The following is a 24,211-nucleotide window of genomic DNA, read 5'->3' as shown; positions in this document are numbered from 1 at the left end:
GAGCATCGACTCGATGGCCGATGATGAAACGCTGGTTGCGCACCGTGCGTACTTCGTCGGTACGAGCGATGAAATCAGGGAAATGGCCAAAAAGCAGTCTTACGGCCACACCTCAGTGCCGTACGAGAACCACTCTGAGCTTGTCGAGGTACGAAAACCTCCGCCTGCCTGTGGTCCTAACATACAAAGCGCATTTGCCGACTTCTGCGTTTCACGTCTGAACGTCGGCCTAGCGCCATGTCAAACTAACAAGACGCGGGTGTTCTGTAGTACCGGTTATCTTCAACCTGAATCAGAAAGGGTCTACTGGCGGCTCAAATATCGACACCATGCAGAGCAGCTTTCGCTCGAGCTTGATGTCTTGAAAAGGCACAGCAGTGGACGTTTACAGCCGACGATAGTTACAGGTGACCTTCTGCAAGAGCTCTATGAGCTACTTATTATCACAACACGATGCGACATCAATCTCTAATACTTGTCGCGTGCCTGGTTGTGTCTCATGCACCTTTTTCACTGGCTCAAGAGATATCAATGCAGGCTGGACTCGATCCAATCGAGGTGTACGTCAATAGCCATCACGGCCTTGATATTGCTTCGAAGGAGGAGAGTCGACTTGCGTATGATGCCTGGAGTACCGCAAAGGCAGGAAACCAAATCGGACTTGGCTCATGCGGTGAACCCAACATGCAGGAAACCAAGGTATTTGTTCTGGAATTCTCGGGTATACCGGAAGAGGTTTGTGGGGATGGTTGGTTTGCTAAGACTTGTATCGCGAGTCGCAATAATTGCGTCAGCAGCCCCTATGGGATCATCTGTGATAGCGACTACCTGATGCCAATGTACGTGCTACAACAGACGGTGCTATCGGTAAATGGCAACCAAGGTTCTACTCAGCAGGCACACCCTAAAAATGTGATGTTACAACTCGCTCGAATAAACCTATTGGTGAAACGCAACATGCCATATAGTGAACAGGCAAACGAGATTCTTGATAACTTCCCATGGGCTGCTGGTGGTCCAGAGGACGATTATGACCGAATAATCGTTGAACTTGCTACAACCGGTGCTGTGATCTTTCATGAATTAGCGCATGTTGAGCAAGTCACTTGCTCTCAAGGACATACTGATCCCCGATTCATAGAAATACGCAAACTACTCGAAATGATATCCTGTCGACTACTGGCGCCGATAGAGGTGAGCGCCGATATGAGGGGAATGGATGCGGGTGCTGTAGGAGCGAGAATGGTGTTGCAGGACGACGATGATCCAAATGCCGCCTACGAACTATTTGTAAGGGCTACAATCGCTCGTCTTGAGTATGAGGCAGTAGTGCTACCACATCCGGATTATGCGGTTGACGTGTACACGAATGAGCCGAAGGATCCATCGAAACTCGAACGTTATTATTTTGATGCAGGTACGAATGTACCAGTGTTCGCAGGCGCAGGGCACATACCGCCTGAACTAAGACCAGTCGCTTCTATTCGGTTGCTTAGGAATCGTGGATTTCTTACGAAAGACGGTATCGATACTGCATTCGAGATATCGTTGCGATTGCGAGCGTTTCTTACTGGAGTGCTTTGGAAACGATGTCATGGAAAACAGAACATCGCACCTGAGGCGATACGTGATGTCATCAATATGCTTGCATTTGATAGGGGGCCATTATGATAAGGATGTTGTTAGTGGTAAGTATCGCTTTAATCTTCCTGGCTACAGGCTCCACGCACGGACAGACGTACCAACAAGCAGTTCAACAATCACCCAGCGCTTCGGCAATAGACCTTGGATCCAGCATGGCACTGTTGCTCAGCGCATCGATTGGCGGCACGGAAAGCGAAGTAATGCAGATGTACACAATAGCGCGAGAACATGCATCGGCGCTCAGTTTAACTTTGCCTTTACCTCCTACGGGGCCTCTTGAAGATCGAATGGCCGAAGGGCTACTGTTCAGCATAGATACCGCAAGAAATATTAACCAAGCTCTAGTGCGTGAGCATGGTGAACGAGTTGCGGCTTCATTCATGCTCAGTTTCTCGGCGTTGACGGCAAACACATTCAGTGTTAATGAGAATCTGCGAGAGACTATGGTGAACAACGCAGTACAGGCAGCGCACGTTCTCAATCTTCCTATAGAATTCGTTCAAGGTGTGATTCAATCAATAGAGTCCAGCGACGACGATTCGGGCTTCCAAATCTACAGGATGATGAACGACCTGAAAGGAAGACAGTAGGAATATCATGGGGCGGCACTCATCACGTGTTGCCATTTCTTGTTGGAGCCTCGACAGCGGCGTAGACAGTTCGCTGTGTCACTGAGAAACTTCACTAGGACAGCGTCGACGGCTTCGTGAACCGAGGCACTTCGAAGCAATTCCATATACAGTCAAACAAATTATATTAACAATAATTTCAATTGGTTGTCGGATTTGTCTACAGTTGTTATTTAAATCATACACGTGGTTTTATGTCATAGAATTAGAATGAAATATAAGACATTGGAAGAGATCAACTCGCTAGGGAACTCAAAATTCATCTGATCCAATGTCCAAGCTCCTTTCTCAATCTAATTGGCTGCTCGTCAGACCATGGACACCACTCCATGGTGACGGCTCAATCTGAGCCGTTTCGCTTCGTGATATCCCTTATCGTGGGATAGCCAGCAGGATCGGGAGGAGGAGACAAACTCCCTCCTGCTGCTGGGGTTACCACGCCACCATCAGCTGGGCACCGCTAATTCGCTATTGCTTTTAAGATCGACTGGATTGGAGGCCTTTCGCTTTTTTAGCGAGCTCACCAAGATTGTGGTGAAGGATATCGACTTTAATCTGGATGGATCCGTAGGCTTTGCATTCAGAGCAGGCAGAAAATATATTGACAATCTCCTGAGAGAGAATCTGAATGCTATGGAGGTCTACAGAAAGCACCCGAGCTTGCGGAAAGTCTTTCGCTTGTCGAGAGAATTCACCGAGGTTATGGTGAAGGATATCGACCTTTCTCTGGATGGTCTCTAAGGCTTCGCCTTCAGAAAACAAATCGACAATATCCTGAGAAAGCATCGGAAGGCTCTCCATCATGTGGAGTAGCATGTCAGGATCACTGATTCGCGGAGCTTCACAGGTACGTGGAGCTATATTTGATGGTTGCTGCTCACACAGCACTACATTAGGATGTGTACTAGCCATATTGACCTCCTATTCAGGTCTTTGTGGTCAGGTCCTTGTCGGCGTTGGCGCGCCGGCGGGGACCGTCAATTTACACTAAGAAGTTTGTTTCATATTTCTGTCTTTTATCTCAAATATCAACAATTTCATTGCGCGATAAGGCATTGGTCGATACTTCTTTGCGCCTGGCTTTACTCGCCACGCCTTGACTGTATCAATAGCATATCCCGTCATTTCCGAGATCTGCTCATTAGTGAGCTTATATATCTTAATTTTTCGCTTAAGCTCTTCATTATTCTGGCTCACTATAATACCCTGGTGCTTTCCTATAGAGGGTACATAGTACCCACTCTACGGACTGGAGTATAGGGTACATTGTACCCCTTTGCAAGGGCTGTGTTTTAGGATATCAATAAAAAACCCAGTTCCTAATAATTAGGAACCGGGCTTTATGACACTAGGCATCTCTGGCTAGCGGTGGGATGATACCTAAATCCATAAACTCAAAGTACTCGAGTTCAGATATTTCTGAGTATCGATCGTGGCAATCGCCTGCATCACATAGATTCACAGGTTCACCTGATAAAAGTTTAACTACTTGGACGGCAGGGCGTCCGCAATAATCACATTTTTCGATAGTTTCAGACATTTTGACTCTCCTGAGATGATCTGGAGAGCCCCCCGTTGGGAGAACTCCCCCATCTGGGGTGTAGACTGAAGAATAGGTTAGGGGGTGGTACGTTGTGTCCAGTTACCATCCTCTAATGCTTGAGTCGCTTCATCTGGCAAAGTGAAGTACTCCTCGCTTTCGCGTGAACAAGGGATATCATCTTCGCCGACTGTACCGATGTAGTACCCGGCAGTTGATCGCAATACCTGTAACGGTAGACGAAGCCCTGTGTACCTTCGTGCAAGTCGTCCTATTGGCTTTCTAACGGTTACTGTTTCAGACATGATAGATTTCTCCATATGATAGGATTTTCGATAAATCATTGAAAAATAGTTTTGCTCCAGCTAAGCTCGATGCTATGAATAAAGACCAAACATTTGATGAGGCCTGCCGGGCAGTCTCAGAAAAGCTCCAAAACATGGAGGGTGGGGACACTATAGAAAAGCGAACCCTCATGGCGATCATTGAAGATCGCGATGAGGACGCTAATAGACTCCTGAACATTGTTGAGCGAAGAAATGCGCTCAATCTTCGCTCTGTTGAGTGTTAAGGCGAGCAAGAATCTCCTCCTCAACTTTTCTCAAAAGAAAGCGTGCATCCTTAAGAACATCAGGATCCCGCGCATTATCAATAAATCGAGCCAATAGCTCTTGCTTCTGAGCTAATTCCTTGTCTCTCGCTTTTTCAAGAAAGCGATAGAATTGCTGCATGTCGAATAATCCGGACATTGTATTTCTCCAAACAATTTTGAATTGAATAGGAGAAACTTTCCTGGCTGGGAGAGGTTTCTCCCAGATTGGGTAAGATTAATGGATCGGTCACCAAGTGGTGATGCCGGCAATTGCGCGATCCAGGTGCCGGTCAGAGGGATGCAACTTTAACCAAGTTGCCAGGGATAATTGAGTAATTTTATCTCTGTTTCCGCGATTGCGTCAAACAACTAAGAATCTCTGAGAAGCAAATAACGCCCCCCATGATGATGAGGGGCGTTATATCAAGAGGGCATTTGCGCTGCCCATACTTCTCTTGGTACCAAATCTCTTGCCTCAGAGATTAAACGATCAACAGTATCCACTGCGTCATCATTACTCATAACGGAACCAAGTACTTCGAAATCATCCGTATTATCAAGCTTGGCGATATTTTTTACAAAACACTCCAATTGTGTATAACGTGTATATTGATCATCATTCAGGCAAGGCTTGTTTACGCAGACAAGGCCAGAATACATCGTCTCACAAAGCTCATCGATATCGGACTCGCTTAGTGGATCCACATCGGCAAAGTGTGGGTACTGTTTGATAATATTATCTATGCTAGATTCTTCCATCTCACGCTGTAGATGACGAAGGCTAGCAAGTATTGTTGTCAGCTGACGATAATTAAAATTTTTCATTAGATTCTCCTGGATGTTAGTGTGCCCCAGGAAATCCATAGCCCTGCCGGGGATATGGATCCCCGGGTGGGTGGGTTTTAAGATGAATCAACTTCTCATCAGAGAAGTACCAGCTATTACATGATTCATGAGCTGTTCAGGCGCTGCTGATTTGCAGCAGTCATAAATTACCTTTCCCAAAGTCCTCTAATTATGGATAGAAGGGACTTTGGGAAAGACCTGTCAAAAGACAGGTCAAATGTAGACATTAGCCTATTCGTTTAACTTCTTTAACTTTCAACTTACCATGCCAGCACAAACGATCTGCAGCTGTCTTAAGAGCATTTTCGATGGCTTTCTGTTCATCATCACCATCATCTAGTTCAACTGTTTCAGTACCGGTATAGTAACCAGTCATATTCGGTCCTGTAGACCATTCTATTTCCAGTCTCATGCGACACTCCCTTGAGTGAGAATAATATTAATCAATTCTTCGTCACTCACAGAATCAATGCATTCAGCTAGTTCGTAATATTGCTCAGCACTGCATAGGTCACGAACCAACAATACCAATTCGTCCCGGTATACTGCCACATAACGTATTTCGTTGGTTTCAGTGTCACGCCAAGCATTACCGGAAAATTCATCACCATGTTCAATCCTTTTGTCATGTTGAGGTTCACGCTTATATTTCATTGGTCATGCCCTCCAGGCATAATCAGTCTTGCAGCGGACACGCCGCTGAAGACTGGTTCAATATATATTTATGCCGCTGATCTGACGCGCTCAGCATTATTAATTGCCTGCTCAAAAACCTCTATGGGAATTTCATTATCCTCAAATCGATCTCTAACGCGCTCGAGCTCCGGACTGATTATTTTGTTCGCTCGGATATTAGCGACATCAAAACGCACCTGTAGAGGATCCCAGTGCATACCGCAGACCTGGTTTCTTGCGATGCCCTCTAGGTAGATTGCGAATTGCTCAAGGTCTTCTAAGGCACTAATTGGTGCAAAGTGATTCATACCGCCAACAAAGTCCTTACGACCCTTACAAGATCGCATCATTATGGCTGCATCATCTCCCATGCATGTCTTTTCAACTTGCAGGTATAAGTTAGACGTATGAAGAGTTATCTCTCCGCTCACTGCAATACCCGCTTTGTTTGAACGAAGGTCGTAGTCAGCCGAGGTCAACCCCATCAGCTTGGCAAGTTTTCGCAAAACCTTTTTAGCTTCGCTGTGAAAGGCATTCTTTAGATCTGGATCGCAATAAGACAGATTTTGAGAGTAAATCTCGATCAGTTTATTGGCAGGATTTTTCATGCGTTTCTCCTTGAAATGATAAGGAGAGACACAATTCCCCAATGGGGAGGTATGTCTCCCCTTGGGGTAAAATATGTTGAAGAATTAACCCCGCCGATAGGCGAGGTTAATTGAGTAGTGATAAGGTCACTTCTGGATGGCGCGCAGTGTTTGCCGCGTCTTCGCGTGCTATATATGCAACGCCATCGTATGGAAATAACGGATTACTTGTTAGTGCGACGTTGTTTGTGTTTTATCCAAACAACTAGAAAGCCCAATAACAAAATAACCCATATTGGTGAGGTAGCAACGATGAAATTAGTGCTAATTCCCATTGTCCTCCTCCTTAGTTAGGCCAAATGCCCAGGCGACAGTACCTGTCAGAATGAGGATAAGACCCTCGAGACTCGACATTGAATCGCCTCCTACGATGACACCGGCATAGCCAGCACCGACCAAGACCATACCCGCCTTTCGGAAATCTTCCTTCAGAGCAGTGGTATTGATCCTGGATACCCAGGAAATGACCGCGCTAAACAGCTTGTTTGATACGCGATTCTTCATGATAGTTCCTCCTTCGATTGAGCCGTCACAGGAGGAACCTTACCCATCGGGGAGGTTTCCCCGGTTGGGCAGATTGATAGAAATGGATCGACAACCCGCAGGCCGTGCTGGCAATACTCACGATCCAAGTGCCAGTCAGTTCAGCTGAAACCCAGCTGACAGGTATGAAACTTAATCTTAATTCTAGACCTTCTGTTCTGTCAATATGGCACAGTCTAGCAGGGCGCCAGTAACTAACTGAAAAACAATACCAAAGGAGCCCCTAAAGGCTCCTTTGGTAACAAGATCAAGCTGCAAGAAGCTGCTTGGCTAACTCAACCTCGATACTATCACCATCCTGGTTCAAGATGTCTAGGCCAGAGTCCGGCATATCCCCTGAGGTCGATTGACTGACAGCTATTTTACTTGCCATCAGCGATAGACAAGCAATTTGAGCCGTTTCCTCATAACCCAGATAGGAGACTTCAACATCTTCTTCCTGTCCAATACGCCAGGAGCGCCTGGCGGCTTGTTGCAAGGTGTAGACGTTGTATCCAGTCTGCATGAAGACGATGCTCGGAAAGTCCAGCAAATCCAGGCCGGTTTTTACGAGTTCAGGGTTACAGACGACAACATCAATCCCTCGGTCCACCTGGTCAAGGATCCAGTCCTCTCGCTTAGACGTATCAACCGACGCACGAAGTACTGCTGTTTTGAGTCCTGCACTTTGGAGTAAGGCCTTCAGCCGAGCAGTGGTATCCCTACGTCCGGTATACGTCGTGTAGACAAGCACACGTCGACCTCTAGCCTTATTGTCCCTGCAGATCTTCAGCAAATCTTCCTCTGCGGGCATCAGCTCATTTTCCTCAAACATCGAAGGTGCATAGTAAAGTAGGTCTCGAGTTCGTGGATGTTTGACCGCTTCCTGTCTGAAACATGTACTAGGCCAGGCCAATAAAGTATTGAGAACGACACCCATCAGAGTGTTGTCACCCTTGCGCAGAGCCTCTTTCAACTCTGATGTCAACTTCTGCTCCATAGCGCTATACTTTTCAGCTTGGTCATCTGTCATTGCAACATTGACATAAAACTCATCGTAGGCGGGTAGAACATTACCGCCGATATCCTTGAGTTTAAGAAACACCGTGAAGGGAAGTACATATCGTGCGATCCCCTTCGGCCCAAACCCCGGGCCTTTTGCAGTTCTAACAGATACACGCTTGCCTTTAGCGGTTTTGTGACTATCTCCCTCAGACTCTGTATAGATGTCCTTAAGAATGCCATATTCACGCATGAACGACATCGAGGCCGTACCAAGACTTCCACGATTGTTATAGACAAAACCATCCTCGATCATTCTTTGTGGCATAATACGCCACAATAAATAAAAGAGGTCATCGGCATATCCGCCCATCAATGTCCCAGTTAACAAAAGCACCTTTTTGACTTTGTTAGCCAGTACGCCCATTGCCTGTCCCTGTGCACTAGAATCAGCTTTGTACTCGTGCCCTTCATCTACGATGATGTTGGAGAAATATCCATTCGGTAGATACCGTTTGATAAACTCCGTTGGTTGATAACCGCCTTGACCAAATCCAAACTCTAGATTAGCCATTGCGCGTTCCATACGCCTTGCCTGTTTATCTGAGAATACGAGCTCTCCCTCATCGTCCATTAAATTTATAAAGGAATAGACATTATCAGCCAACATGCCATGTAACAATTCTTCTCCAAAGGTCGAAACCAGCTTACCTGCTGTTTTCGGTCCAATCGTAGGAATCTGACACATGGCTTCCAAAACGAGGTCACGTCTCGTTTTTTGTCGCTTCATCGGTCTCATCAAAGTCCACAACGGTTCACCACATACCTTCCCATCGACTTCACCACAACATTGATAACGCCTGTTATCTGGGAAGTCAGTGGGGCTTACAGGTCGCGGATTACCATCTTGGTCTTCGATGGTCACTACCGTGCCACATTTAGGACAGGCACAAACTGCCTTTTTATTGACGAAACTACGTGATCGATCACCATCCTCAGGCATCATCCGTGTATATTGCATTTTTACAGAATAGGCTGGTCTCCAATGAAAGCCCATTCGCATCCGAACACGTCCCAAAATAAAAAACTCTGGTCCGTCATGCTCATTGATTCCTAAGGATTCTCTGATGAGTAGTAGTTTAGCCAATGTGTCCGGACCATTGAGGATCCAAACACGGGCATTATCAATTGTTTCTTGAATTTCTCTCCTCCATTTGAATACGAGATGCGGAGGAGACAGAACGATTGATCGAGAGTATCCTTCGGACTCGAGGATCGCCGCAGTGGCGATGGCCATAATAGTCTTTCCGGTACCCATCTCTGCGTTTAAGATGGCAGCGGGTTCATTTTGATCGATGAGAAGACTACTGATAGCCTGTACTGCATCTCTCTGGGCAGGGAAGGGGTCCCTTATCAAGTTGTCCATTACCTGTTCTCTCTTGAGATCCGGTTGGCCATCATAGATAGGGGGGTTTTGCTGTTGGACAGCCTCAAGCAGCCCATCTCCAAAATCCTGAATAAACTCTGTAAGCGGTATAATATCCGCCGACATTTCTTCAGATACTTCTTCATTTATTTCAGCGGTTGCTGACATGTTGTGGTCTCCTGTAAATATCAGGGGAACACCAGCCCAATTGGGGTAGTGTCCCCAATTGGGTTAAAGATAGGAATCAATCTCGATGAGATGCCAAGCATTGCATGATTCATGACTTGGTCTTGGGCTACTTTCTGGCTAGTAGCGAGCACAGTATCTGTCTTTGTTAAGAACACTTTAAAGCACCCTTAACAAATGCCTCTCATTGAGAGACCTTTCCAATCTATGATCAGATGGATATATCCTTCCGGGAGACTTCCCTATCGGGAGGTCTCCCGATAGGGTAAGTTGAAAATAATCAAGACTAGAATCAAGGTTGTGGACTATCAGAGATCAATTTACAAATATGAAACTCTGTTTGTCCTGTTCTTACCTCTTTCCCAGTTGGTTGTACTATGCCCGCTTCTGTTAGACACTCTAAGAGACCCTCATTATCACCATGATCACTTATGAGTACTTCATCCGTAGCGGGTTGGAATAATGAGATGTTCACTGATGCTTCAGTGATTACTTCTCCTAATTCATTGACAAGGACAACTCCCTTTCGGCTGTTGCTGTAGCACCTGATATCGACATTGCAATCAGTTCCATTGAAATGCACATTCAATTATTCTCTCCTTTACGTTAATTAGAGCAGAGAGAAATCCCAACAGGGATACTCTTTCTGCAGGGGCGATTTTAATCCGGAGGATTAAATAGAATTGGGTAATGTGAGCTCACCTTCGTTGATCATATTAGTGATCAATGGCTCCAGCTCATCATCTAGCTCAATTAATGTACCGGCTACACCGACACCATTAGTTAACGGTTTGATCCACTGTTTTTTATGGCATCGATTGAGAAATACCTCTCGCCATTCATCAAGCATGGGCATTGGACAGACCATTTTAAACAGCGGCCATTCATCTATGTCTGTTTGATCATCAGCATGTAACATCAATCCACGATGATTGACCAAGTCCGGCAATATCGCTAGTTTCGTGTAGATCCATAACTGAGTCAGTTTACCAAAGATGGTTTGGCTCACTCCTAATGATATTTTATCAAGATCATCAACATTTGGAACACTAACTAAGTATTTAGTGTAGTTTCCAATTATATTAAACTCTCGAATCCCATTTTCACTTCGGGGAAGCTGAAGACGGGCAATAAGTTCTTGTAGGGCTGTATCTCTGCCCCATACAGACAAAAATAGGAGATTGCCTGAATCATCTGCCAGATAAGCATCTGCATAGACATCGGCGATCGCTGATATTTTAAACAATGTAGTCATGAGGGCTACTCCTTAGAGACTAAGAGTGGAAATTCCTCATGGGTAACCCCAAGGGGGTTATCCCCATGGGGTTTGATATTGGACTGGGACGATATCGTCCTACTGGCATTTCACAGTCCATGGCCAGATAGGGTGCCTGATAACCTCAAGCGGGGGTTGAAAACATCTTACCCAAGAGTTCAAGTGAGCTCTTGGGTAAGATCCCGTGAAACGGGATCTCATCTGATAAGCATCTTTACTTAATAGTCAAGCATTTACCAAACGTTTCGCTTCCTTCAGTGAAATCAAGTGCTCGTATTGTAGGTACAAACCGATCTGTCTGAATTCTGCGAGTACGGGTTAAGTCTCCTTTACTGTTAAATTCTTGCTCTTCAGTAGTCTTTTTGCTCTTAAAGGTATCTCCTTTAATCACATATTTACGACCATCCTTTGATTCTACACAACCAGATACCTGGCCGGCAGCAAGTGCTAATGCGAGATGCCAATCAGAGAGCTTGCGTACAGGCCTTCTATGGTTGGTAGACTCATACCTAAACACCAACCCCATCTGGTCCCACAAAGACCTCGTATTGTCAATTACATTTGTTAATTGACGAAGATCAATACGCGCAGCATAAAATTTAGGTTCACTTGAACTGGCTGGAACCTCATATGCCTCATGTGGCCATATTTGCGGGAATTCATCTGGAAGAGTGTCCATTTTTCCTACCGCTAGCAATCTATCTCTGATCTCGGTATCTATTTGACCAGAGCGTTGCTTTATCCCTAAAACAACAATTTGCTTGAACTGTTGTTCTGGTGTAGCAAAGACTCTCACAGTGTGAAAATGTCTGGCAATGAGTGAAGACAGTTCTTTATCAAGACTGTAGTGCGGAACGATTAAGGCCATAACACCACCATACTGTAACAGACCATTCGTCATGCGATAGAACACCTTTTCGAGACGATCTGTTTTCTCTCCGAAACCTCTTCGATTAGCTATCGTATCTCCGTAAGGAGGGTTCAGCCAGAGAAATCCATATGATCTTGCACCCATTATGCAATCATGAATATCTGCGTGGATACAGTAATCAAGAAGTTCTTTTGCCTCCCAAGCACGTTCTTCGTCATATTCAATGCCGTAAGCAACACATCGTTCAGGTCCCAATACATGCTTAGTCTCTGCCAATGCCGTACCTTCTCCTGAGCATGGATCTAGTATCCTCATTATTCCATGTTCACATGGAGCGATAGAGTTTAAGATACGTAATGTGGTTTCACTATCTGTTGGATAGTACCCATTCTTTGCGTAATTATGTGCGACACGCTGGAACATCAATCCCATTGTTTTCTCCTATTTGTTAAAGCAGGAGAAACCCCGGCAGGGATTTCCCCTGACGGGTTAATGTAAAAAAGGTTATAGGAGTCCTTGTTCCGCGAACGAAACCGTGGACTCATGTGAAACGATCAAGTGATCAAGCACTTGTACATCGATCAGTGCCAAGGCATCCTTCAATCGCTCGGTAATACGCTTGTCCGCAACTGATGGCTCGGTAATCCCTGATGGATGGTTGTGGACAAATACAACAGCCGCGGCGTTCCGCTTCAACACAGTATTAACGACTTCTCTGGGGTAGACACTCGCACCATCGATGGTGCCGCGAAATATTTCCTCGACATCGATCAGCCTGTGCCGGTTATCCAACAGGACCACAGAGAACATTTCATACTCCAGGTCTCCATAACGTAATTGGAGATATTCCCGCATCTGAACCGGTGAAGTAATTGGATCACCCTTCGGATGACGGTTGGCCAGCACAGACAACGCCAGCCCTAGCAGGGAATCCTGCTCCGCTGGACTGATGTCAGACACGGACAGGCCTTCGAAACGGTTATGGTCCAACAAGGTCAGTTGAACGATCTTGGAGGTTGCAGACATAAATTGCTCCTGTTAAGTACAGGGGCGAAAACCCGCAAGGGGCTTTGGCCCCTTGTGGGTTGAAATGGCGGTAGGATCAATCGTTATCGAGATCCATACCGATGAGTTGATCAAGGTACTCGCGGTCCTCGTCGGTCATAGGTTCCAGGTCATCGATAGAGCGACCCCGGATGTCCAGGCCGCATCGGTGACAACAGGTGAGCATCGAAGGCGAGATATAAACCACATTGCCATAGTCATGGCCACGAACGGCGCAGACCAGGCGTGCGAAGAGACGTTTCATAGAACCTCCTTGTCATTAATGAATCTTGTTCCAGATTTGCGTCTTCGGCTCGTACTTGTACCCGACTGATTTCAGGTAACCGGTCTGAGCGCGAAGCATCGAGCGTCCCACCGTGGGATCGAGCTTGACCTCTTCACCAACAGGCCAGATCTTTCCGAAGAGTTGCTTCAACTCCTCATGAGAGAAGTCGTCCGGCGCCTTCCCATCAAGATTTAACGGAGCCTTCGATCGTGGCTTGGGTTCATCATCGACAGGATCCGGAATAGCGTCAGGAATGGTCTCCTGAAGGCATTCGTCGGCATTGTCGAGCGTGAGGTCTTCGAGATAGGCGACTGGCTCGATGATCTTGCCAACCCCGAAAGGCCGAACCCGCACATCCGTATCCCGGATGACGAACTTGCCTTCATAGGTACCGGCATCGTACTGATCAAGACCGTCGTATCGCACCACAAAGTCTCCTATTTCGCTATATAGCGTTGCGACACTGAACTGGCCATTACGACCATGAATAACATTGACGGCCATGCGGCCTTGCACAGTTATCATTATGAATCTCCTGCTTGAGTAATTGGATTAACCCAATAGGAGAACACCCATACGGATGTGCTTCCGCATGGGTTGAGAGTAGGGATGGATTGAGGCCTATTAAATAGACCTGGTGAACATCTAACAATCCGAGGTTCACGCATGTTATCCACTTCAGTGGATGGAAAGAGGGTATACGATAATTACTTATCGAATACCCTCTCTCTAGAATAGAGAGAGGGTTAGGGGCACGTTAATGCTCTAGATAGCACTCTACTGGCACATCCTCTTCCGTACGCTCGTTTTTTGAGCGCATTGAATTAGAGACATGCCTGAAAAGTGTGACGATCTTTTCTTCGTTTTCCGGGACCTTCGCAGGCTCTGGAAGTACGGAAAGAAATTCTTCAATAAAACTCAAGCTACCGACAGTTGAAACGTTTCGTTTCATCCGTTCTACAACTTCTGATGCAGAAGGTATGTGTTTTGTAAGGTCAGTGGGGTTGGTTGCTTCGCGCATGGTGTTCTCCTGTTAAATGGCCTCCGGAGGCTCACCTAACGACCCTAGTGGAGGCCGATAGGTGAGCCTCCGTGAGGTCAGAAAACCCATATCTAAGAAACCAACCCCGTTATCTGGGAAGATTTCCCAGATGGGGTGATTATTGAATCAAATCTCACGAATGAGACCCAGTTATCACATGATTCAAGAACTGGTTTGGTGCTACTTTTGGCCGTAGCGGTGCACAATCAATACAAATATAGTAGTCAGTTTAGTTAATCCCAGCAACTTTTTTCATAACTTCATAACGATCGTTCGCCTGGATCACTAACTCAGAAACTGGCAGATTTGAAAATTCTGGCAACGGCTCTTCATTCTGAATTGCATTTGCTATGCTGTTTGCTACGCCTATCCCTGACCCAAAATCTTCGTATGCCTTAAATTCATTATGATGTTCGTAGGCTGCATCTGCTATATCGGTTGGAAATCGCCAATAGTCAAGCAATAGCCCACCTGCGATATCATGACTATAGTCAAATAGTTCTCTCTCGGCATCTAGCAGGTCTATGTTTTCTTTTAGGTGTTTATTCACAGCCATTGAATACTTATGTGCATCAACTTTTAGCATCATCAGACGTCCAATATCATGAATAAGACCGCCTAAAAACCATCGGCCTGGATCCGGCAAGTGGTGATAATTAGCGATAGATTCTGCGATTGAAGCGACCATTAGATTATGTTTCCAATGATTCATCATCAGTCCTAATTTACCTGGCACAGTGAAAAAGACAGATGAAACCTCAGTAGCTGTAATAATGTGTATCGTCGTCGTTAAACCCATTCTTACGATTGCGTCGCGTACATCTGTTATCTTGTTAGCCGGGCTGGAGAATGCTGCATTTGATGCTCTCAGTGTCCTAACAGCCAATCCTGCGTCAGTTTTAATAATATCTGCAAGATCTTCTAGCCTCATGGTTGGCGAGTAAAGAACTTCAAATACCTTTGTCAGCAATGGAGATGGTGAGGAGATATTTGCATTCCTGATCCAGCTCGGTGCAGCACTCAAGGTAGTTTCCTGCATTTTATTTCCATTATTAAGTAGTGTTTCCATCGTCTGGCATCTCACTTATTGACATCCAACATCCTTTAAAGTGACCAACAGAGGTACCTTTTAGAGGATCGACAGCCATATTTCGACTCTCTATTTGTCGTTCCACTTCAAGGATATTGCGACCGGTCTCTGTAAATGCTTGAGGATTTTCACCAACATACACCAAACCTGAGGGGCCGATGAGTTGAACATGAAAGTTTTTCAGTTTTTCAGACATAAGATAGCTCGTAACATCGATGTCATTTAGGCAGACTTCCAATCAAAATGCCTACATTTTGGGAATTTCGAACAACCAAAAAACTCCTTGCCGGCATTCTCTCCATTTTTAACCGTACGTATTACCATTTGCCCTTGGCCGCATGTAGGGCAATGCTCATCTGTTGATTTGTGTGCATTGTTAAGGCTGGATACTGAATGTTCTACAGGCTTTCCCTTGCGATCAGCCATTGTCACATCACATTCTGGGTAATTACTACATCCCCAAAAATATGAACGCTTGCCTTTTCTTCGCTGCATGTATCCTTTTCCGCACTTACATGGATGCGATTTATCAAGTTCACCTGGCTTTCCTTTAACGTTTGGTGCGGTATAGCCACAATCAGGATATCCGCTACACCCCCAGAATTTGTTCTTGATCAGACGTAATGTCTTACCGCACCTGGGGCAGGTATGTTGAACTTCATTTTGATTGCCAAGTTCTGCCAATGCCCCTAGTTCACCAGTTAACACACGATATGCATTAGACACCACATCGAAATAGTCCATGTGACCAGCAGCTACTTGATCTAATAGTGTTTCTATCTGACTCGTATATTTAAGTTCCAAAAAACTAAATCGGTTAACCAAAGTCCTGACAATAAGGATTCCAAGATCTGTAGCGTTCAATTTTCTCTTGTTAACGATGACATATCCACGATGTACGATATTGTCAATGATGGAAGCATAGGTAGATGGCCTTCCAACACCCTCGGCTTCTAGTTTTTTAATCAAAGAAGCTTCGGTATATCTTGCTGGCGGCTTTGTCTGTTTATCTTCAACAGCACCATCAATTGCATAGAGTTGTTGATTTTGTGTCAGCCTTGGTAATTGCTGGTCGTTATCCTTCACAGATTCATCTGCTGCATCACGTACACTAAGTAACCGCCACCCTGAATAGATAAGCTGTTCACCTTTTGCTAGAAAGTGCATGATATGACCGTCGATCTGATCATTAGAAGAAAGAGAAAGCTTTGTCACATCAATCTCTGCATTCTTCATCTGGCACGCAACGGCACGTTGCCAAATCAATTTATAAAGTTGTTGTAGATCTTGTGGTATATCCTGACTCTTATCAGGATGCTTAGGAATAGAAGTAGGTCGTATTGCCTCATGGCCTTCTTGGGCATTGGCTTTAGACTTCCAAGTATTTATCTGGCTAGATATGTGATCTATGTACCCGTTATTTTGTAACCACTCACGTACCTCTGTTGCACCATCATCAGAGAGATTCGGGTTATCGGTGCGGTGGTAGGTTATCAGACCCGCCTCAAATAGCTTTTGAGCGTTTTGCATACATTGTTTCGGGGACATTCCTAGAGACACCGATGCTGCCTGTTGCAGAGTAGAGGTGATAAATGGTGGAGGAGGGCGATTCGATCTTTTAGAGCGGTCAATGGATGTTACGATAACATTTCTGATATCTGCTACTTGCTGGGCAAATGCCCGGTTTGTCCAATACTTTTCCACTTCAGGAAGTAGATCGCCAGGTATCCACTTGGCCTTCCATCTGATGTTATCTGTATCGAAATGGAGATAAACCTCAACGTAGTCTTTTGGTCTGAAATTCAATATCTCCAGCTCACGATCTGCGACGATTCTGAGAGCGACAGATTGAACACGGCCTGCTGTTAACCATGCGCCGTTTCCGCAAGCCCGACTCAACTCAGGTGACACGCTATAACCCACAAGTCTGTCAAGTACTCTGCGGCCTTCTTGAGCTCGAACCAATGATATATCGATTTCTGAAGGATTATTGACTGATTCAGTCACAGATGATTTCGTGATGGCGTTAAAAGTTACTCGGTAAGGCGATTTTAAATTGAGCGCTTGTTGCAAGTGCCAAGCAATTGCTTCACCTTCACGATCAGGGTCAGTCGCCAGCCAGACTTGATCGACGGTCTTTGTGAGTTTTTTCAAACCACCAAGAACCTCTTTACCCTTTTTGCTAGGAACATAGTCTGGTTTAAATGTTTCAAAATCCACGCCCATTTCTTTTTGGGGAAGATCTCTAACATGCCCCATTGATGCTTTCACAATCCAGTCAGGCCCTAAGATAGACTGGATTTTTTTACATTTATTCGGTGATTCAACAATCATTAAATGCTTCATTGATGCATCCTTGCCGTTATGCACTCTCGTGAGAGACAAATCGAGCACGTTGATCTTTCATCAGTATATCTTCTGCAAGGTCCCCGTATTTCTCGATTACAGACCTAGCTGCTGCGTTATTTGCGGCAATATCATCCCGGGTCGCGCCGCCGAACCTATAACGTGTTGAGACGTGAAAAATGTGTCTTAATTTCGTTCGCGTTTTGACCACGTAACGATGCCAGTCAGATTGAACCAACAAACCTATCTGCTTTGCGGAGTAGGCCAAGGTAACAAGCTTGTCGTATTGACTCAGACAACGTACGGCGATGTAGCCATAGGGTGTACCAAACTCTAGCGGTATTGTGATGGGCTCTTCTGATTCATGAAAGTCGATCACCATGCCTTCCATACCGTCCAGTAATTCTTGAAGATGCTTAACTTTAGTTTTTAAGTCTTTTTCAAAGTCATCAAATAAATTTTCAATCTTTATCAGTACGGCTTCAGCATACGGATCGTCACGCTTACAAAGCATGGCGAGATTATTGGCATTGGTTGCAAATAGGGTTAAGCCGACGATCTGATTGATTCCAGATTCCTTATCGCCTCTCCGGCCATAAAATAGATCATGGGCGGACCTGGTGTGGATTACGACAGACCCTTTTGTCTTAAGCCTGCCAGGCGAAACTCTTTTACTCTGTTTTTCAGCGCCATCATTAACAGAAGAAGAATCATGATTTGCATCATCGTTTGCATCAGCTGTTGTGGCATCCGCGATCTCTGGCACGATATCAAGAGATTCTGAATCTAAATCTCCAGCTTCCTCTAAAATCTCTTGCTTTGCATTCTGTTCCATATTCAGACCTCAATTGCATCCATCAATATTCCAAACAAAATTAATTCGGTCCCATAGCGGAACCAAATCACTATTAAAAACGAGAATGAAATAAGAATCTGCCAGGCAGGCAGACGATGCAGGATGCAAACTCCCGTCCCTTGGGACGTTCAGGTCAGTACGGAGCGGAGGACCTAAATATTGTTAAAATAAAGCATAAGCGTAATCATTTTGTCAACTGTAATGACGATATGTCACAATGACAAAAACATTTATCGTCTGCAAAGATTTGCCCCAGAGCGCATACTACGAAAGGGAAAGGATCAATCAAAGGATTTGAAGGGTAGGGGTTGTTAATGGAACAGGACTTACCCGAAAGGGCCGCCGCGATCACAAAAGTGAGCGATCGCGGCGATGAAAAGGCAAAGGGAGCTCCAGCACTGTCGCAGTGCCTCCAGCAAATGGCCTTGTCGTCGCTGAGGCAACAACCCAAGAGAACGGCAATCATGAATGTTTGGCGCAAAATAAAAGGTGTTTTGAGACCGGAAAAGCAGAATAGGGGGCTGCTTCAGGTACAAACTGCGGACGCCCTTCTAAAACGCTATCAACCACAGATGAGAAGGATAAGGCAGCTCACAAGTGTTCCCGATGGCCACTACAACAAGCTGTACTTAGACCTGGTTCATCGTCTGGCAGACCTCTTACAATTATTACCTGCCTCAGAAGCCCATCACCACGCACATGCCGGTGGCTTGCTCCAGCACTCCCTGGAAACCGCAGAAGCGGCACTGCGGATCCGCCAAAGTTATCTTTTACCTCAGGGCGGTATCCCCGAACAACAATCGATGAAGGCCGATATCTATACCTACGCTGTGTTTACAGCAGCCTTGCTCCACGATATCGGAAAGCCGCTTGCCGACCAGCTTATACGCATTCACCACTCTGATGGCCGCTTGGAAGATTGGCAACCCTTGGGAGGTCCTATACCCGCGGGAACAATGTACAGCATTACTTTTCGACGTGACCGCAAGTATCGGATCCATGAAAAGTTACCATTACTACTGGTCCAATGGATCATCCCGATTGAAGGACAGATCTGGCTCAACACAGACCTTCAAGTATTGGAGCAGTGGACCGATGCCTTGTCGGGATCCAGCATCGATGACGCCAATGCGATCAGCGAGATTATCAAGAAAGCCGATCAATATTCTGTCGCAAATAACCTAACGGGCGGGCATGCTGTATCAATAGCCCAACAGCCGGCAGTACCGCTGCATCAGCGTATTGCCGTAGAACTACGACGATTGATTGAAGAGGAATGGAAGCGCAATGAACCCGGTGGCGTGGCATTCCACACACAGTCATCCGATACCATCTGGCTGGTCAGCAAGCGCAGTTTGGATGAACTCAGATCCAGTTTGATTGGACAAGGACAGACTGGCATCCCGCCGAATCCTCGTATCATGGACGAACTGATTCAATACGATTACCTGAATGCCTCCAGTGATGGCAAGGCCTCAAGGAAAATCACCATCAACATCGGTGATTGGGAACAATCTCTAACATGCATTGGTATACGTGCCTCGAAGTTATGGGGTGCTGGGTCAGGGCCAACAACAGACATTGATGTTCACATAGCGCTGGAAGATGGCAACAGTGAAGCGCCGCCATCAACCATTCAGCATGTCGATAATACCCAGCCCATCTCTCAACATCTGGCGCAGGCATCACCAGCATCAGTCGACAACCAGCAAGCGGTTACTGCTGCAGTCCCTGCAACGGATGAGACAGCATCCTATCAGGAGGTCGATGATGATGTGCCTCCTGATCCCAGGGTGGATTCTCATCCGGCGCCGGCAGCGCTTGAAAAGGAACCTGAGCCAGAAGCGGCGCCGGATGAGAATATTGCAGAGACATTCTCTACCTGGCTGACAAATGGCATCAAGTCCGGAAAGCTGGAGATCAACAACGTAAAGGCCATGGTCCATTCAGTACCGGAAGGCCTCCTGATCGTCAGTCCCAGGATATTCCGAGTATTCGCGCAATCAGTCGGAGCCGACTACAAGAAGGTCCAAAGTAAATTCCAGCGGTTGAAGATCAACAAGAAAACGAAGGAAGGACAGAATATCTGGACCTACGACATTAAGGGTGATCGTAAGCGCTCGAAGGTAAAGGGGATGATAATTATGAATCCTGAGAAGGATTTGGGTCTGGCTTCACTGCCAGACCCAAATACGCATCTGGTCATTGCCCAGAAAATATTTCTTGACAATTAGGCGGGGAAATACCAATAATTTTTGCATGACCGATTAAGAAAGCCGCTACCCCACATAACAGGAAGTTACATTGGATAGCGGCTTTAGGTGTTGGCTCGGTGGTCTAGATCGAGCCAAACATGTCTCCGACTTTGGAGAAAGCGGTTTAACAGGATTAAAGGAAGCTAACCACTTTCTACTGCACAGGAAGGGTTTAAACACTTTCTGCAGAGGAAGGCTAGATGCTCACCACAGAGGAAGGCTAAACGCTAACTGCACTGGAAGCATACTACATCAAGGCGATATTTGCACAAATCATAAGACAGTAGTTTATGTGCATAATGTATATTATGTTAAATCATATAATTAGGCCGTAAAATAATCTGATGCTTTTGGACGGACGTCCATGTATCTTTTTAAATAAAGTTGCAAGTAGTGCCTTGTTTATTTAAATATTTCGGTTAAGTTGTTTAAGCGGTTAACCATTCGAGTTACATTGGCAAATGTCCATATTGAAGCAATATTAAAATCGCCGGTTTTAAGATCAGGAATATTGTCAAATGGATCAGACTCCGTTCTGTAGTATTTGGCCAAAGAGTCGTGTGCTACAGCAGTTCCTAAAGAGTGGCTAATTAGATGTATATTTGAGTGGCCATACTTTTTGCGCTGCTTATCAAAGAAATCGATAAAGTCTAGCCGTATTTTTTCCCCAAAATACATTGTTGAATATAAAACCACGTCCAACCAGTGTGTATAGAAAAACTCATCCTTACTTAGTTTTGATTCAAAATTGGTAAGCTGGAGCAGTAGTTTCTCCTCAAAACCTTTACCGGTTAGATACTTGAAACCTTTTTTTCGAGCTTCCGCATTATCTGCAAACTGTTTGCGTAATAAGTCGAAGTATTCGCTGTAGTTAAACTCTTTATGGTCTGCCTTGCTAAAATAACTCTGCTCAATTATTCCAAACGCTTTAGCTCTGTCAGAAAGTGCTTTCTTAAATTCTTTGATCATGCTCCCTTTGGGATGATTACCCATACCGTGCACCAGAATAACCAGTTTTTTAGACATGAGTGCTCCTTATTTATTGTTTTTTACTTGTATTGACTTTTTTAGACTCATTCCTTGGCTAGTGAGAAGTTTGACTGGCCGTCAGAGACGGCTTGCGTATTAAATTCAGTTTTAGAAGATAGATTATTAAAAAGCAAGGATATGTAAAGCATGACAATAGGATAAAGCAGGTACCCACGCATACGACTTTGGCTCAGGAACACGGTATAAGCATTCGATTATCATGATGAGCTATCTTGCCATGCTCGGTATAGGCAAGTTTGATTTTGAAGCGAGCAACACTCTTGAAAGTGAATTCTACTTTATGAGCGCCATGGCTATTGAGTAACTCTTGATCTTCTGGTCACTTTGTTTCAGCAACACCTTGTAAATCCTTACTAGCTTCTAATCGATCGATTGCATCGGTAATCTACTCAGTATCTACCTTACGTAGGATGCTCTGCCAGATAATGCACTACAATTCGAAAAGTTGTTTCTTATAGCACCAATTGCCCTCCTACATCTGCGACACTATTTCTTGCCACCTTCCCGGTATTGAATTCCAAGTAATCCTGCTTCATTCCGTCACTGAATATGATGCCATCAACCGGCATATTGGAGACGATTTCCACATTTTTGTTTTGTGCTATCCGTCCAAAGGTCAAATTTGTACCTGTGTAGGCGCTGGGAAAAGGTTCACGTACTGAGTAGAATAGAAAATTACTATCCCAGCTCACTCCTTCTTTGTAAGCTGTATCAGGTAATGATTGGCCCATTTCTTCGGCAATTCGCACTGCGCCAGTCATGACTGATTTAAACCACCCAGTCGATCCTAGACCTGTAGAGACGATAATGCCCGATGATGATTGCCGCTCTCGTTTTCCATCTGCTCTCGAACATACTTGGTATCTTTATCATGTGAAATTCGATTATTTGGATGAATGATCAATAATCATGGATGTTCTAACATTCAACTCCCGTTCAAGTCCAACCATACTAAATTACACCAGCCGAGTAGAAAATATTTGACCCTCTTCCGTCAGGAGCACAACATGAACAGTCAAACAACAGACCTGCATCGGGAATTCGATACGATTCTTGAAAGCTTCGAGGAGCTTTTCAGTCAAGGTAACATGGCAGAGATCGCAGGTTTCTATTCCGATAACGCAATGTTGCTACCAGCCGGCAGTGATTTCATTCAGGGGCGTCAGGCGATTGAGGGCTACTGGCAGGAAGCTGTCGACATGGGAATCAGACGCATCAAGATTGACCTCATGGAGCTGGAACAACATGGCGACTCTGCCACTGAAGTCAGTCGTTACACCATGTACGATGCCGATGAGTCCATACTAGACCAAGGCAAGGGGATTATGATTTGGAAGTATGATGGGAATGCCTGGAAGATGCACCGTGACATCTGGACGAGTAATTCAGCTTATTAGAGAGCATTGCAGAGGTCGCCTCTAACGGATTCCAGGCGCTTAACTTCAGTCGAAACAATATGATCAGACATATCGAAATCTCAGTGATAGCCGCCCTGCTCTCAATCATCGCTCTCTTTTCGCCGGCAAGCTTCAGTGGCGAAGGGCTGACAAAACTGGCCGATACGCATCTGCACTGGAAGTGGAATCAGAAAGAGGTCACGGAACCTGAACAGGCCATTAAAATCCTGCGTGATAACCAGGTCACGCTGGCGGTGGTTACCGGCACCCCTCCGGAACTGGCACTGGAGCTGCATCAGTTGGCGCCCGACCTGGTGATACCCATTTATGGGGTTTATAAAGGCCGGATCGACTGGTCGAACTGGTATCTGGACAAGTCAATGGTCGGGCGTGTTCGGCAGGCACTGGCAACGGGACGCTACCGGGGTATTGGTGAACTGCATATGATCGGTGGCTTTGTATCGGATTGGAAGCACCCGAATATCGCCGCTCTGTTTCAACTTGCCGCTGAGTTTGATGTACCCGTGCTGGTCCACACGGAGTTCTCCAGGGCCAATTATCTGATTGGCTTCTGTAGCGCGCATCCTAAAACCCGCTTTTTGTGGGCACATGCGGGTTCTGTTGTCCCACCAGCTGAGGTGGCGCGTGCATTAGAACACTGCGCCAACCTGAGTGTGGAACTGTCAGCTCGTGATCCTTGGCGGCATGTGGGGATGCGTATTGCAGATGAGTCGGGGCTGTTGAAAAAAGAGTGGCATGATCTGGTAGTCGCCCACGCCGATCGGTTCATGATCGGCTCAGATCCGGTTTGGCCGGTTGAGCAACTCAACCCCTGGGACGAACCCGATACGGGTTGGCAGCATTTGACACGTTTCCTCGATTTTCATCGTACGTGGTTAGCGCAGCTGCCTGACGAAGTTGCCCAAAAAGTGGGTTATCAAAATGCACTGGATTACTTTAAATCGCAAAAATGACCATTTCAACCTGAT

At 45.7% G+C, this 24,211-nt stretch carries 27 protein-coding genes and 1 other RNA gene; 6 read left to right on the top strand and 22 right to left on the bottom strand.

Annotation, left to right across the window (positions count from 1 at the left end):
- The first annotated feature begins 13 nt into the window (after nucleotides 1-13).
- From AC4IE8_RS05245 to AC4IE8_RS05235, 3 genes are all read left to right on the top strand, one after another.
- A complete protein-coding gene (locus tag AC4IE8_RS05245; protein WP_490790485.1) occupies nucleotides 14-472 on the top strand; it encodes a hypothetical protein in 459 nt (152 codons plus the stop codon).
- Nucleotides 473-531: 59 nt separating this feature from the next.
- Complete coding sequence (locus tag AC4IE8_RS05240) at nucleotides 532-1,671, top strand: hypothetical protein (protein WP_490777313.1); 1,140 nt, start codon at nucleotides 532-534, stop codon at nucleotides 1,669-1,671.
- Between the two features lie 125 nt (nucleotides 1,672-1,796).
- The gene (locus AC4IE8_RS05235) at nucleotides 1,797-2,234 is read left to right on the top strand and encodes a hypothetical protein (protein WP_490777312.1); all 438 of its coding nucleotides are present in this window, start codon (nucleotides 1,797-1,799) and stop codon (nucleotides 2,232-2,234) included.
- Nucleotides 2,235-2,568: 334 nt separating this feature from the next.
- Here the strand turns inward: AC4IE8_RS05235 and AC4IE8_RS05230 are convergent.
- From AC4IE8_RS05230 to AC4IE8_RS05135, 20 genes are all read right to left on the bottom strand, one after another.
- Nucleotides 2,569-2,634, bottom strand: an RNA gene (locus AC4IE8_RS05230) — hammerhead ribozyme type II.
- 116 nt (nucleotides 2,635-2,750) lie between these two features.
- Entirely contained in the window at nucleotides 2,751-3,185 is a 435-nt protein-coding gene (locus tag AC4IE8_RS05225; protein ID WP_490777311.1) for a hypothetical protein, read from the bottom strand.
- Nucleotides 3,186-3,621: 436 nt separating this feature from the next.
- A complete protein-coding gene (locus AC4IE8_RS05220; RefSeq protein ID WP_490777310.1) occupies nucleotides 3,622-3,813 on the bottom strand; it encodes a hypothetical protein in 192 nt (63 codons plus the stop codon).
- 545 nt (nucleotides 3,814-4,358) lie between these two features.
- Nucleotides 4,359-4,562, bottom strand: a complete 204-nt coding sequence (locus tag AC4IE8_RS05215; protein WP_490777308.1) for a hypothetical protein — start codon at nucleotides 4,560-4,562, stop codon at nucleotides 4,359-4,361.
- Nucleotides 4,563-4,828: 266 nt separating this feature from the next.
- On the bottom strand, nucleotides 4,829-5,230 hold the full coding sequence (locus tag AC4IE8_RS05210; RefSeq protein WP_490777307.1) for a hypothetical protein: 402 nt from the start codon (nucleotides 5,228-5,230) through the stop codon (nucleotides 4,829-4,831).
- 247 nt (nucleotides 5,231-5,477) lie between these two features.
- On the bottom strand, nucleotides 5,478-5,663 hold the full coding sequence (locus AC4IE8_RS05205; RefSeq protein ID WP_490777306.1) for a hypothetical protein: 186 nt from the start codon (nucleotides 5,661-5,663) through the stop codon (nucleotides 5,478-5,480).
- Nucleotides 5,660-5,905 carry a hypothetical protein gene (locus AC4IE8_RS05200; RefSeq protein ID WP_490777305.1) on the bottom strand — a complete coding sequence of 82 codons (246 nt, stop codon included), beginning with the start codon at nucleotides 5,903-5,905 and terminating at the stop codon, nucleotides 5,660-5,662. Before AC4IE8_RS05200 ends, AC4IE8_RS05205 begins: the two co-directional genes overlap by 4 nt.
- Nucleotides 5,906-5,973: 68 nt before the next feature.
- On the bottom strand, nucleotides 5,974-6,534 hold the full coding sequence (locus tag AC4IE8_RS05195; protein WP_490777304.1) for a hypothetical protein: 561 nt from the start codon (nucleotides 6,532-6,534) through the stop codon (nucleotides 5,974-5,976).
- A 303-nt stretch (nucleotides 6,535-6,837) separates the two neighbouring features.
- On the bottom strand, nucleotides 6,838-7,077 hold the full coding sequence (locus tag AC4IE8_RS05190) for a hypothetical protein (protein WP_490777303.1): 240 nt from the start codon (nucleotides 7,075-7,077) through the stop codon (nucleotides 6,838-6,840).
- A gap of 286 nt (nucleotides 7,078-7,363) precedes the next feature.
- Complete coding sequence (locus tag AC4IE8_RS05185; protein WP_490790484.1) at nucleotides 7,364-9,691, bottom strand: DEAD/DEAH box helicase family protein; 2,328 nt, start codon at nucleotides 9,689-9,691, stop codon at nucleotides 7,364-7,366.
- A 691-nt stretch (nucleotides 9,692-10,382) separates the two neighbouring features.
- Nucleotides 10,383-10,964 (bottom strand): hypothetical protein, encoded by a 582-nt coding sequence (locus AC4IE8_RS05180; RefSeq protein WP_490777301.1) that lies wholly within the window; start codon nucleotides 10,962-10,964, stop codon nucleotides 10,383-10,385.
- A 235-nt stretch (nucleotides 10,965-11,199) separates the two neighbouring features.
- Nucleotides 11,200-12,288, bottom strand: a complete 1,089-nt coding sequence (locus AC4IE8_RS05175) for a DUF6094 domain-containing protein (RefSeq protein WP_490777300.1) — start codon at nucleotides 12,286-12,288, stop codon at nucleotides 11,200-11,202.
- Between the two features lie 72 nt (nucleotides 12,289-12,360).
- Entirely contained in the window at nucleotides 12,361-12,882 is a 522-nt protein-coding gene (gene radC, locus AC4IE8_RS05170; protein ID WP_490777299.1) for a RadC family protein, read from the bottom strand.
- Nucleotides 12,883-12,958: 76 nt separating this feature from the next.
- Nucleotides 12,959-13,165, bottom strand: a complete 207-nt coding sequence (locus AC4IE8_RS05165; protein ID WP_490777298.1) for a hypothetical protein — start codon at nucleotides 13,163-13,165, stop codon at nucleotides 12,959-12,961.
- A gap of 15 nt (nucleotides 13,166-13,180) precedes the next feature.
- A complete protein-coding gene (locus tag AC4IE8_RS05160) occupies nucleotides 13,181-13,711 on the bottom strand; it encodes a DUF3275 family protein (protein WP_490777297.1) in 531 nt (176 codons plus the stop codon).
- Between the two features lie 232 nt (nucleotides 13,712-13,943).
- On the bottom strand, nucleotides 13,944-14,207 hold the full coding sequence (locus tag AC4IE8_RS05155) for a hypothetical protein (protein ID WP_490777296.1): 264 nt from the start codon (nucleotides 14,205-14,207) through the stop codon (nucleotides 13,944-13,946).
- Nucleotides 14,208-14,457: 250 nt separating this feature from the next.
- A complete protein-coding gene (locus tag AC4IE8_RS05150) occupies nucleotides 14,458-15,297 on the bottom strand; it encodes an HDOD domain-containing protein (protein WP_490777295.1) in 840 nt (279 codons plus the stop codon).
- Complete coding sequence (locus AC4IE8_RS05145) at nucleotides 15,281-15,514, bottom strand: hypothetical protein (RefSeq protein ID WP_490777294.1); 234 nt, start codon at nucleotides 15,512-15,514, stop codon at nucleotides 15,281-15,283. The genes AC4IE8_RS05150 and AC4IE8_RS05145 overlap by 17 nt, the downstream gene beginning before the upstream one ends.
- Before the next feature lie 26 nt (nucleotides 15,515-15,540).
- On the bottom strand, nucleotides 15,541-17,664 hold the full coding sequence (gene topA, locus AC4IE8_RS05140) for a type I DNA topoisomerase (RefSeq protein ID WP_490790483.1): 2,124 nt from the start codon (nucleotides 17,662-17,664) through the stop codon (nucleotides 15,541-15,543).
- A gap of 16 nt (nucleotides 17,665-17,680) precedes the next feature.
- Nucleotides 17,681-18,499 carry a PFL_4669 family integrating conjugative element protein gene (locus AC4IE8_RS05135; protein ID WP_490790482.1) on the bottom strand — a complete coding sequence of 273 codons (819 nt, stop codon included), beginning with the start codon at nucleotides 18,497-18,499 and terminating at the stop codon, nucleotides 17,681-17,683.
- A 335-nt stretch (nucleotides 18,500-18,834) separates the two neighbouring features.
- On the opposite strand from AC4IE8_RS05135, the gene mobH reads away from it, so the two are divergent.
- Nucleotides 18,835-20,754, top strand: a complete 1,920-nt coding sequence (gene mobH / locus AC4IE8_RS05130; RefSeq protein WP_490790481.1) for a MobH family relaxase — start codon at nucleotides 18,835-18,837, stop codon at nucleotides 20,752-20,754.
- A 423-nt stretch (nucleotides 20,755-21,177) separates the two neighbouring features.
- On the opposite strand, the gene AC4IE8_RS05125 is transcribed toward mobH, so the two are convergent.
- The gene (locus AC4IE8_RS05125) at nucleotides 21,178-21,801 is read right to left on the bottom strand and encodes a hypothetical protein (protein ID WP_490790480.1); all 624 of its coding nucleotides are present in this window, start codon (nucleotides 21,799-21,801) and stop codon (nucleotides 21,178-21,180) included.
- A 476-nt stretch (nucleotides 21,802-22,277) separates the two neighbouring features.
- Nucleotides 22,278-22,586 (bottom strand): hypothetical protein, encoded by a 309-nt coding sequence (locus AC4IE8_RS05120; RefSeq protein ID WP_068994906.1) that lies wholly within the window; start codon nucleotides 22,584-22,586, stop codon nucleotides 22,278-22,280.
- Nucleotides 22,587-22,832: 246 nt separating this feature from the next.
- Between AC4IE8_RS05120 and AC4IE8_RS05115 the strand changes: the two genes are divergently transcribed.
- Together AC4IE8_RS05115 and AC4IE8_RS05110 are read left to right on the top strand one after the other, a co-directional pair.
- Nucleotides 22,833-23,222, top strand: coding sequence for a YybH family protein (locus tag AC4IE8_RS05115; protein ID WP_068994905.1), 390 nt, complete (start codon nucleotides 22,833-22,835; stop codon nucleotides 23,220-23,222).
- 59 nt (nucleotides 23,223-23,281) lie between these two features.
- A complete protein-coding gene (locus tag AC4IE8_RS05110; RefSeq protein ID WP_490790479.1) occupies nucleotides 23,282-24,196 on the top strand; it encodes an amidohydrolase family protein in 915 nt (304 codons plus the stop codon).
- Nucleotides 24,197-24,211: the final 15 nt, after the last annotated feature.

It is taken from the genome of Candidatus Thiodiazotropha sp. AKAK2 (assembly GCF_058244685.1).
This window is presented reverse-complemented; position numbering and strand designations above follow the sequence as displayed.

What these genes read in the sequence shown, in the direction of transcription:
- AC4IE8_RS05150 (WP_490777295.1), bottom strand. Translation starts at nt 15,297, where the DNA reads ATGGAAACACTACTTAATAATGGAAATAAAATGCAGGAAACTACCTTG.
- AC4IE8_RS05235 (WP_490777312.1), top strand. Translation starts at nt 1,797, where the DNA reads ATGGCACTGTTGCTCAGCGCATCGATTGGCGGCACGGAAAGCGAAGTA.
- AC4IE8_RS05145 (WP_490777294.1), bottom strand. Translation starts at nt 15,514, where the DNA reads ATGTCTGAAAAACTGAAAAACTTTCATGTTCAACTCATCGGCCCCTCA.
- AC4IE8_RS05165 (WP_490777298.1), bottom strand. Translation starts at nt 13,165, where the DNA reads ATGAAACGTCTCTTCGCACGCCTGGTCTGCGCCGTTCGTGGCCATGAC.
- AC4IE8_RS05205 (WP_490777306.1), bottom strand. Translation starts at nt 5,663, where the DNA reads ATGAGACTGGAAATAGAATGGTCTACAGGACCGAATATGACTGGTTAC.
- topA (WP_490790483.1), bottom strand. Translation starts at nt 17,664, where the DNA reads ATGAAGCATTTAATGATTGTTGAATCACCGAATAAATGTAAAAAAATC.
- AC4IE8_RS05180 (WP_490777301.1), bottom strand. Translation starts at nt 10,964, where the DNA reads ATGACTACATTGTTTAAAATATCAGCGATCGCCGATGTCTATGCAGAT.
- AC4IE8_RS05190 (WP_490777303.1), bottom strand. Translation starts at nt 7,077, where the DNA reads ATGAAGAATCGCGTATCAAACAAGCTGTTTAGCGCGGTCATTTCCTGG.
- mobH (WP_490790481.1), top strand. Translation starts at nt 18,835, where the DNA reads ATGGAACAGGACTTACCCGAAAGGGCCGCCGCGATCACAAAAGTGAGC.
- AC4IE8_RS05220 (WP_490777310.1), bottom strand. Translation starts at nt 3,813, where the DNA reads ATGTCTGAAACTATCGAAAAATGTGATTATTGCGGACGCCCTGCCGTC.
- radC (WP_490777299.1), bottom strand. Translation starts at nt 12,882, where the DNA reads ATGTCTGCAACCTCCAAGATCGTTCAACTGACCTTGTTGGACCATAAC.
- AC4IE8_RS05200 (WP_490777305.1), bottom strand. Translation starts at nt 5,905, where the DNA reads ATGAAATATAAGCGTGAACCTCAACATGACAAAAGGATTGAACATGGT.
- AC4IE8_RS05210 (WP_490777307.1), bottom strand. Translation starts at nt 5,230, where the DNA reads ATGAAAAATTTTAATTATCGTCAGCTGACAACAATACTTGCTAGCCTT.
- AC4IE8_RS05225 (WP_490777311.1), bottom strand. Translation starts at nt 3,185, where the DNA reads ATGGCTAGTACACATCCTAATGTAGTGCTGTGTGAGCAGCAACCATCA.
- AC4IE8_RS05175 (WP_490777300.1), bottom strand. Translation starts at nt 12,288, where the DNA reads ATGGGATTGATGTTCCAGCGTGTCGCACATAATTACGCAAAGAATGGG.
- AC4IE8_RS05110 (WP_490790479.1), top strand. Translation starts at nt 23,282, where the DNA reads ATGATCAGACATATCGAAATCTCAGTGATAGCCGCCCTGCTCTCAATC.
- AC4IE8_RS05215 (WP_490777308.1), bottom strand. Translation starts at nt 4,562, where the DNA reads ATGTCCGGATTATTCGACATGCAGCAATTCTATCGCTTTCTTGAAAAA.
- AC4IE8_RS05120 (WP_068994906.1), bottom strand. Translation starts at nt 22,586, where the DNA reads ATGACTGGCGCAGTGCGAATTGCCGAAGAAATGGGCCAATCATTACCT.
- AC4IE8_RS05115 (WP_068994905.1), top strand. Translation starts at nt 22,833, where the DNA reads ATGAACAGTCAAACAACAGACCTGCATCGGGAATTCGATACGATTCTT.
- AC4IE8_RS05155 (WP_490777296.1), bottom strand. Translation starts at nt 14,207, where the DNA reads ATGCGCGAAGCAACCAACCCCACTGACCTTACAAAACACATACCTTCT.
- AC4IE8_RS05135 (WP_490790482.1), bottom strand. Translation starts at nt 18,499, where the DNA reads ATGGAACAGAATGCAAAGCAAGAGATTTTAGAGGAAGCTGGAGATTTA.
- AC4IE8_RS05185 (WP_490790484.1), bottom strand. Translation starts at nt 9,691, where the DNA reads ATGTCAGCAACCGCTGAAATAAATGAAGAAGTATCTGAAGAAATGTCG.
- AC4IE8_RS05245 (WP_490790485.1), top strand. Translation starts at nt 14, where the DNA reads ATGGCCGATGATGAAACGCTGGTTGCGCACCGTGCGTACTTCGTCGGT.
- AC4IE8_RS05240 (WP_490777313.1), top strand. Translation starts at nt 532, where the DNA reads ATGCAGGCTGGACTCGATCCAATCGAGGTGTACGTCAATAGCCATCAC.
- AC4IE8_RS05160 (WP_490777297.1), bottom strand. Translation starts at nt 13,711, where the DNA reads ATGATAACTGTGCAAGGCCGCATGGCCGTCAATGTTATTCATGGTCGT.
- AC4IE8_RS05125 (WP_490790480.1), bottom strand. Translation starts at nt 21,801, where the DNA reads ATGTCTAAAAAACTGGTTATTCTGGTGCACGGTATGGGTAATCATCCC.
- AC4IE8_RS05195 (WP_490777304.1), bottom strand. Translation starts at nt 6,534, where the DNA reads ATGAAAAATCCTGCCAATAAACTGATCGAGATTTACTCTCAAAATCTG.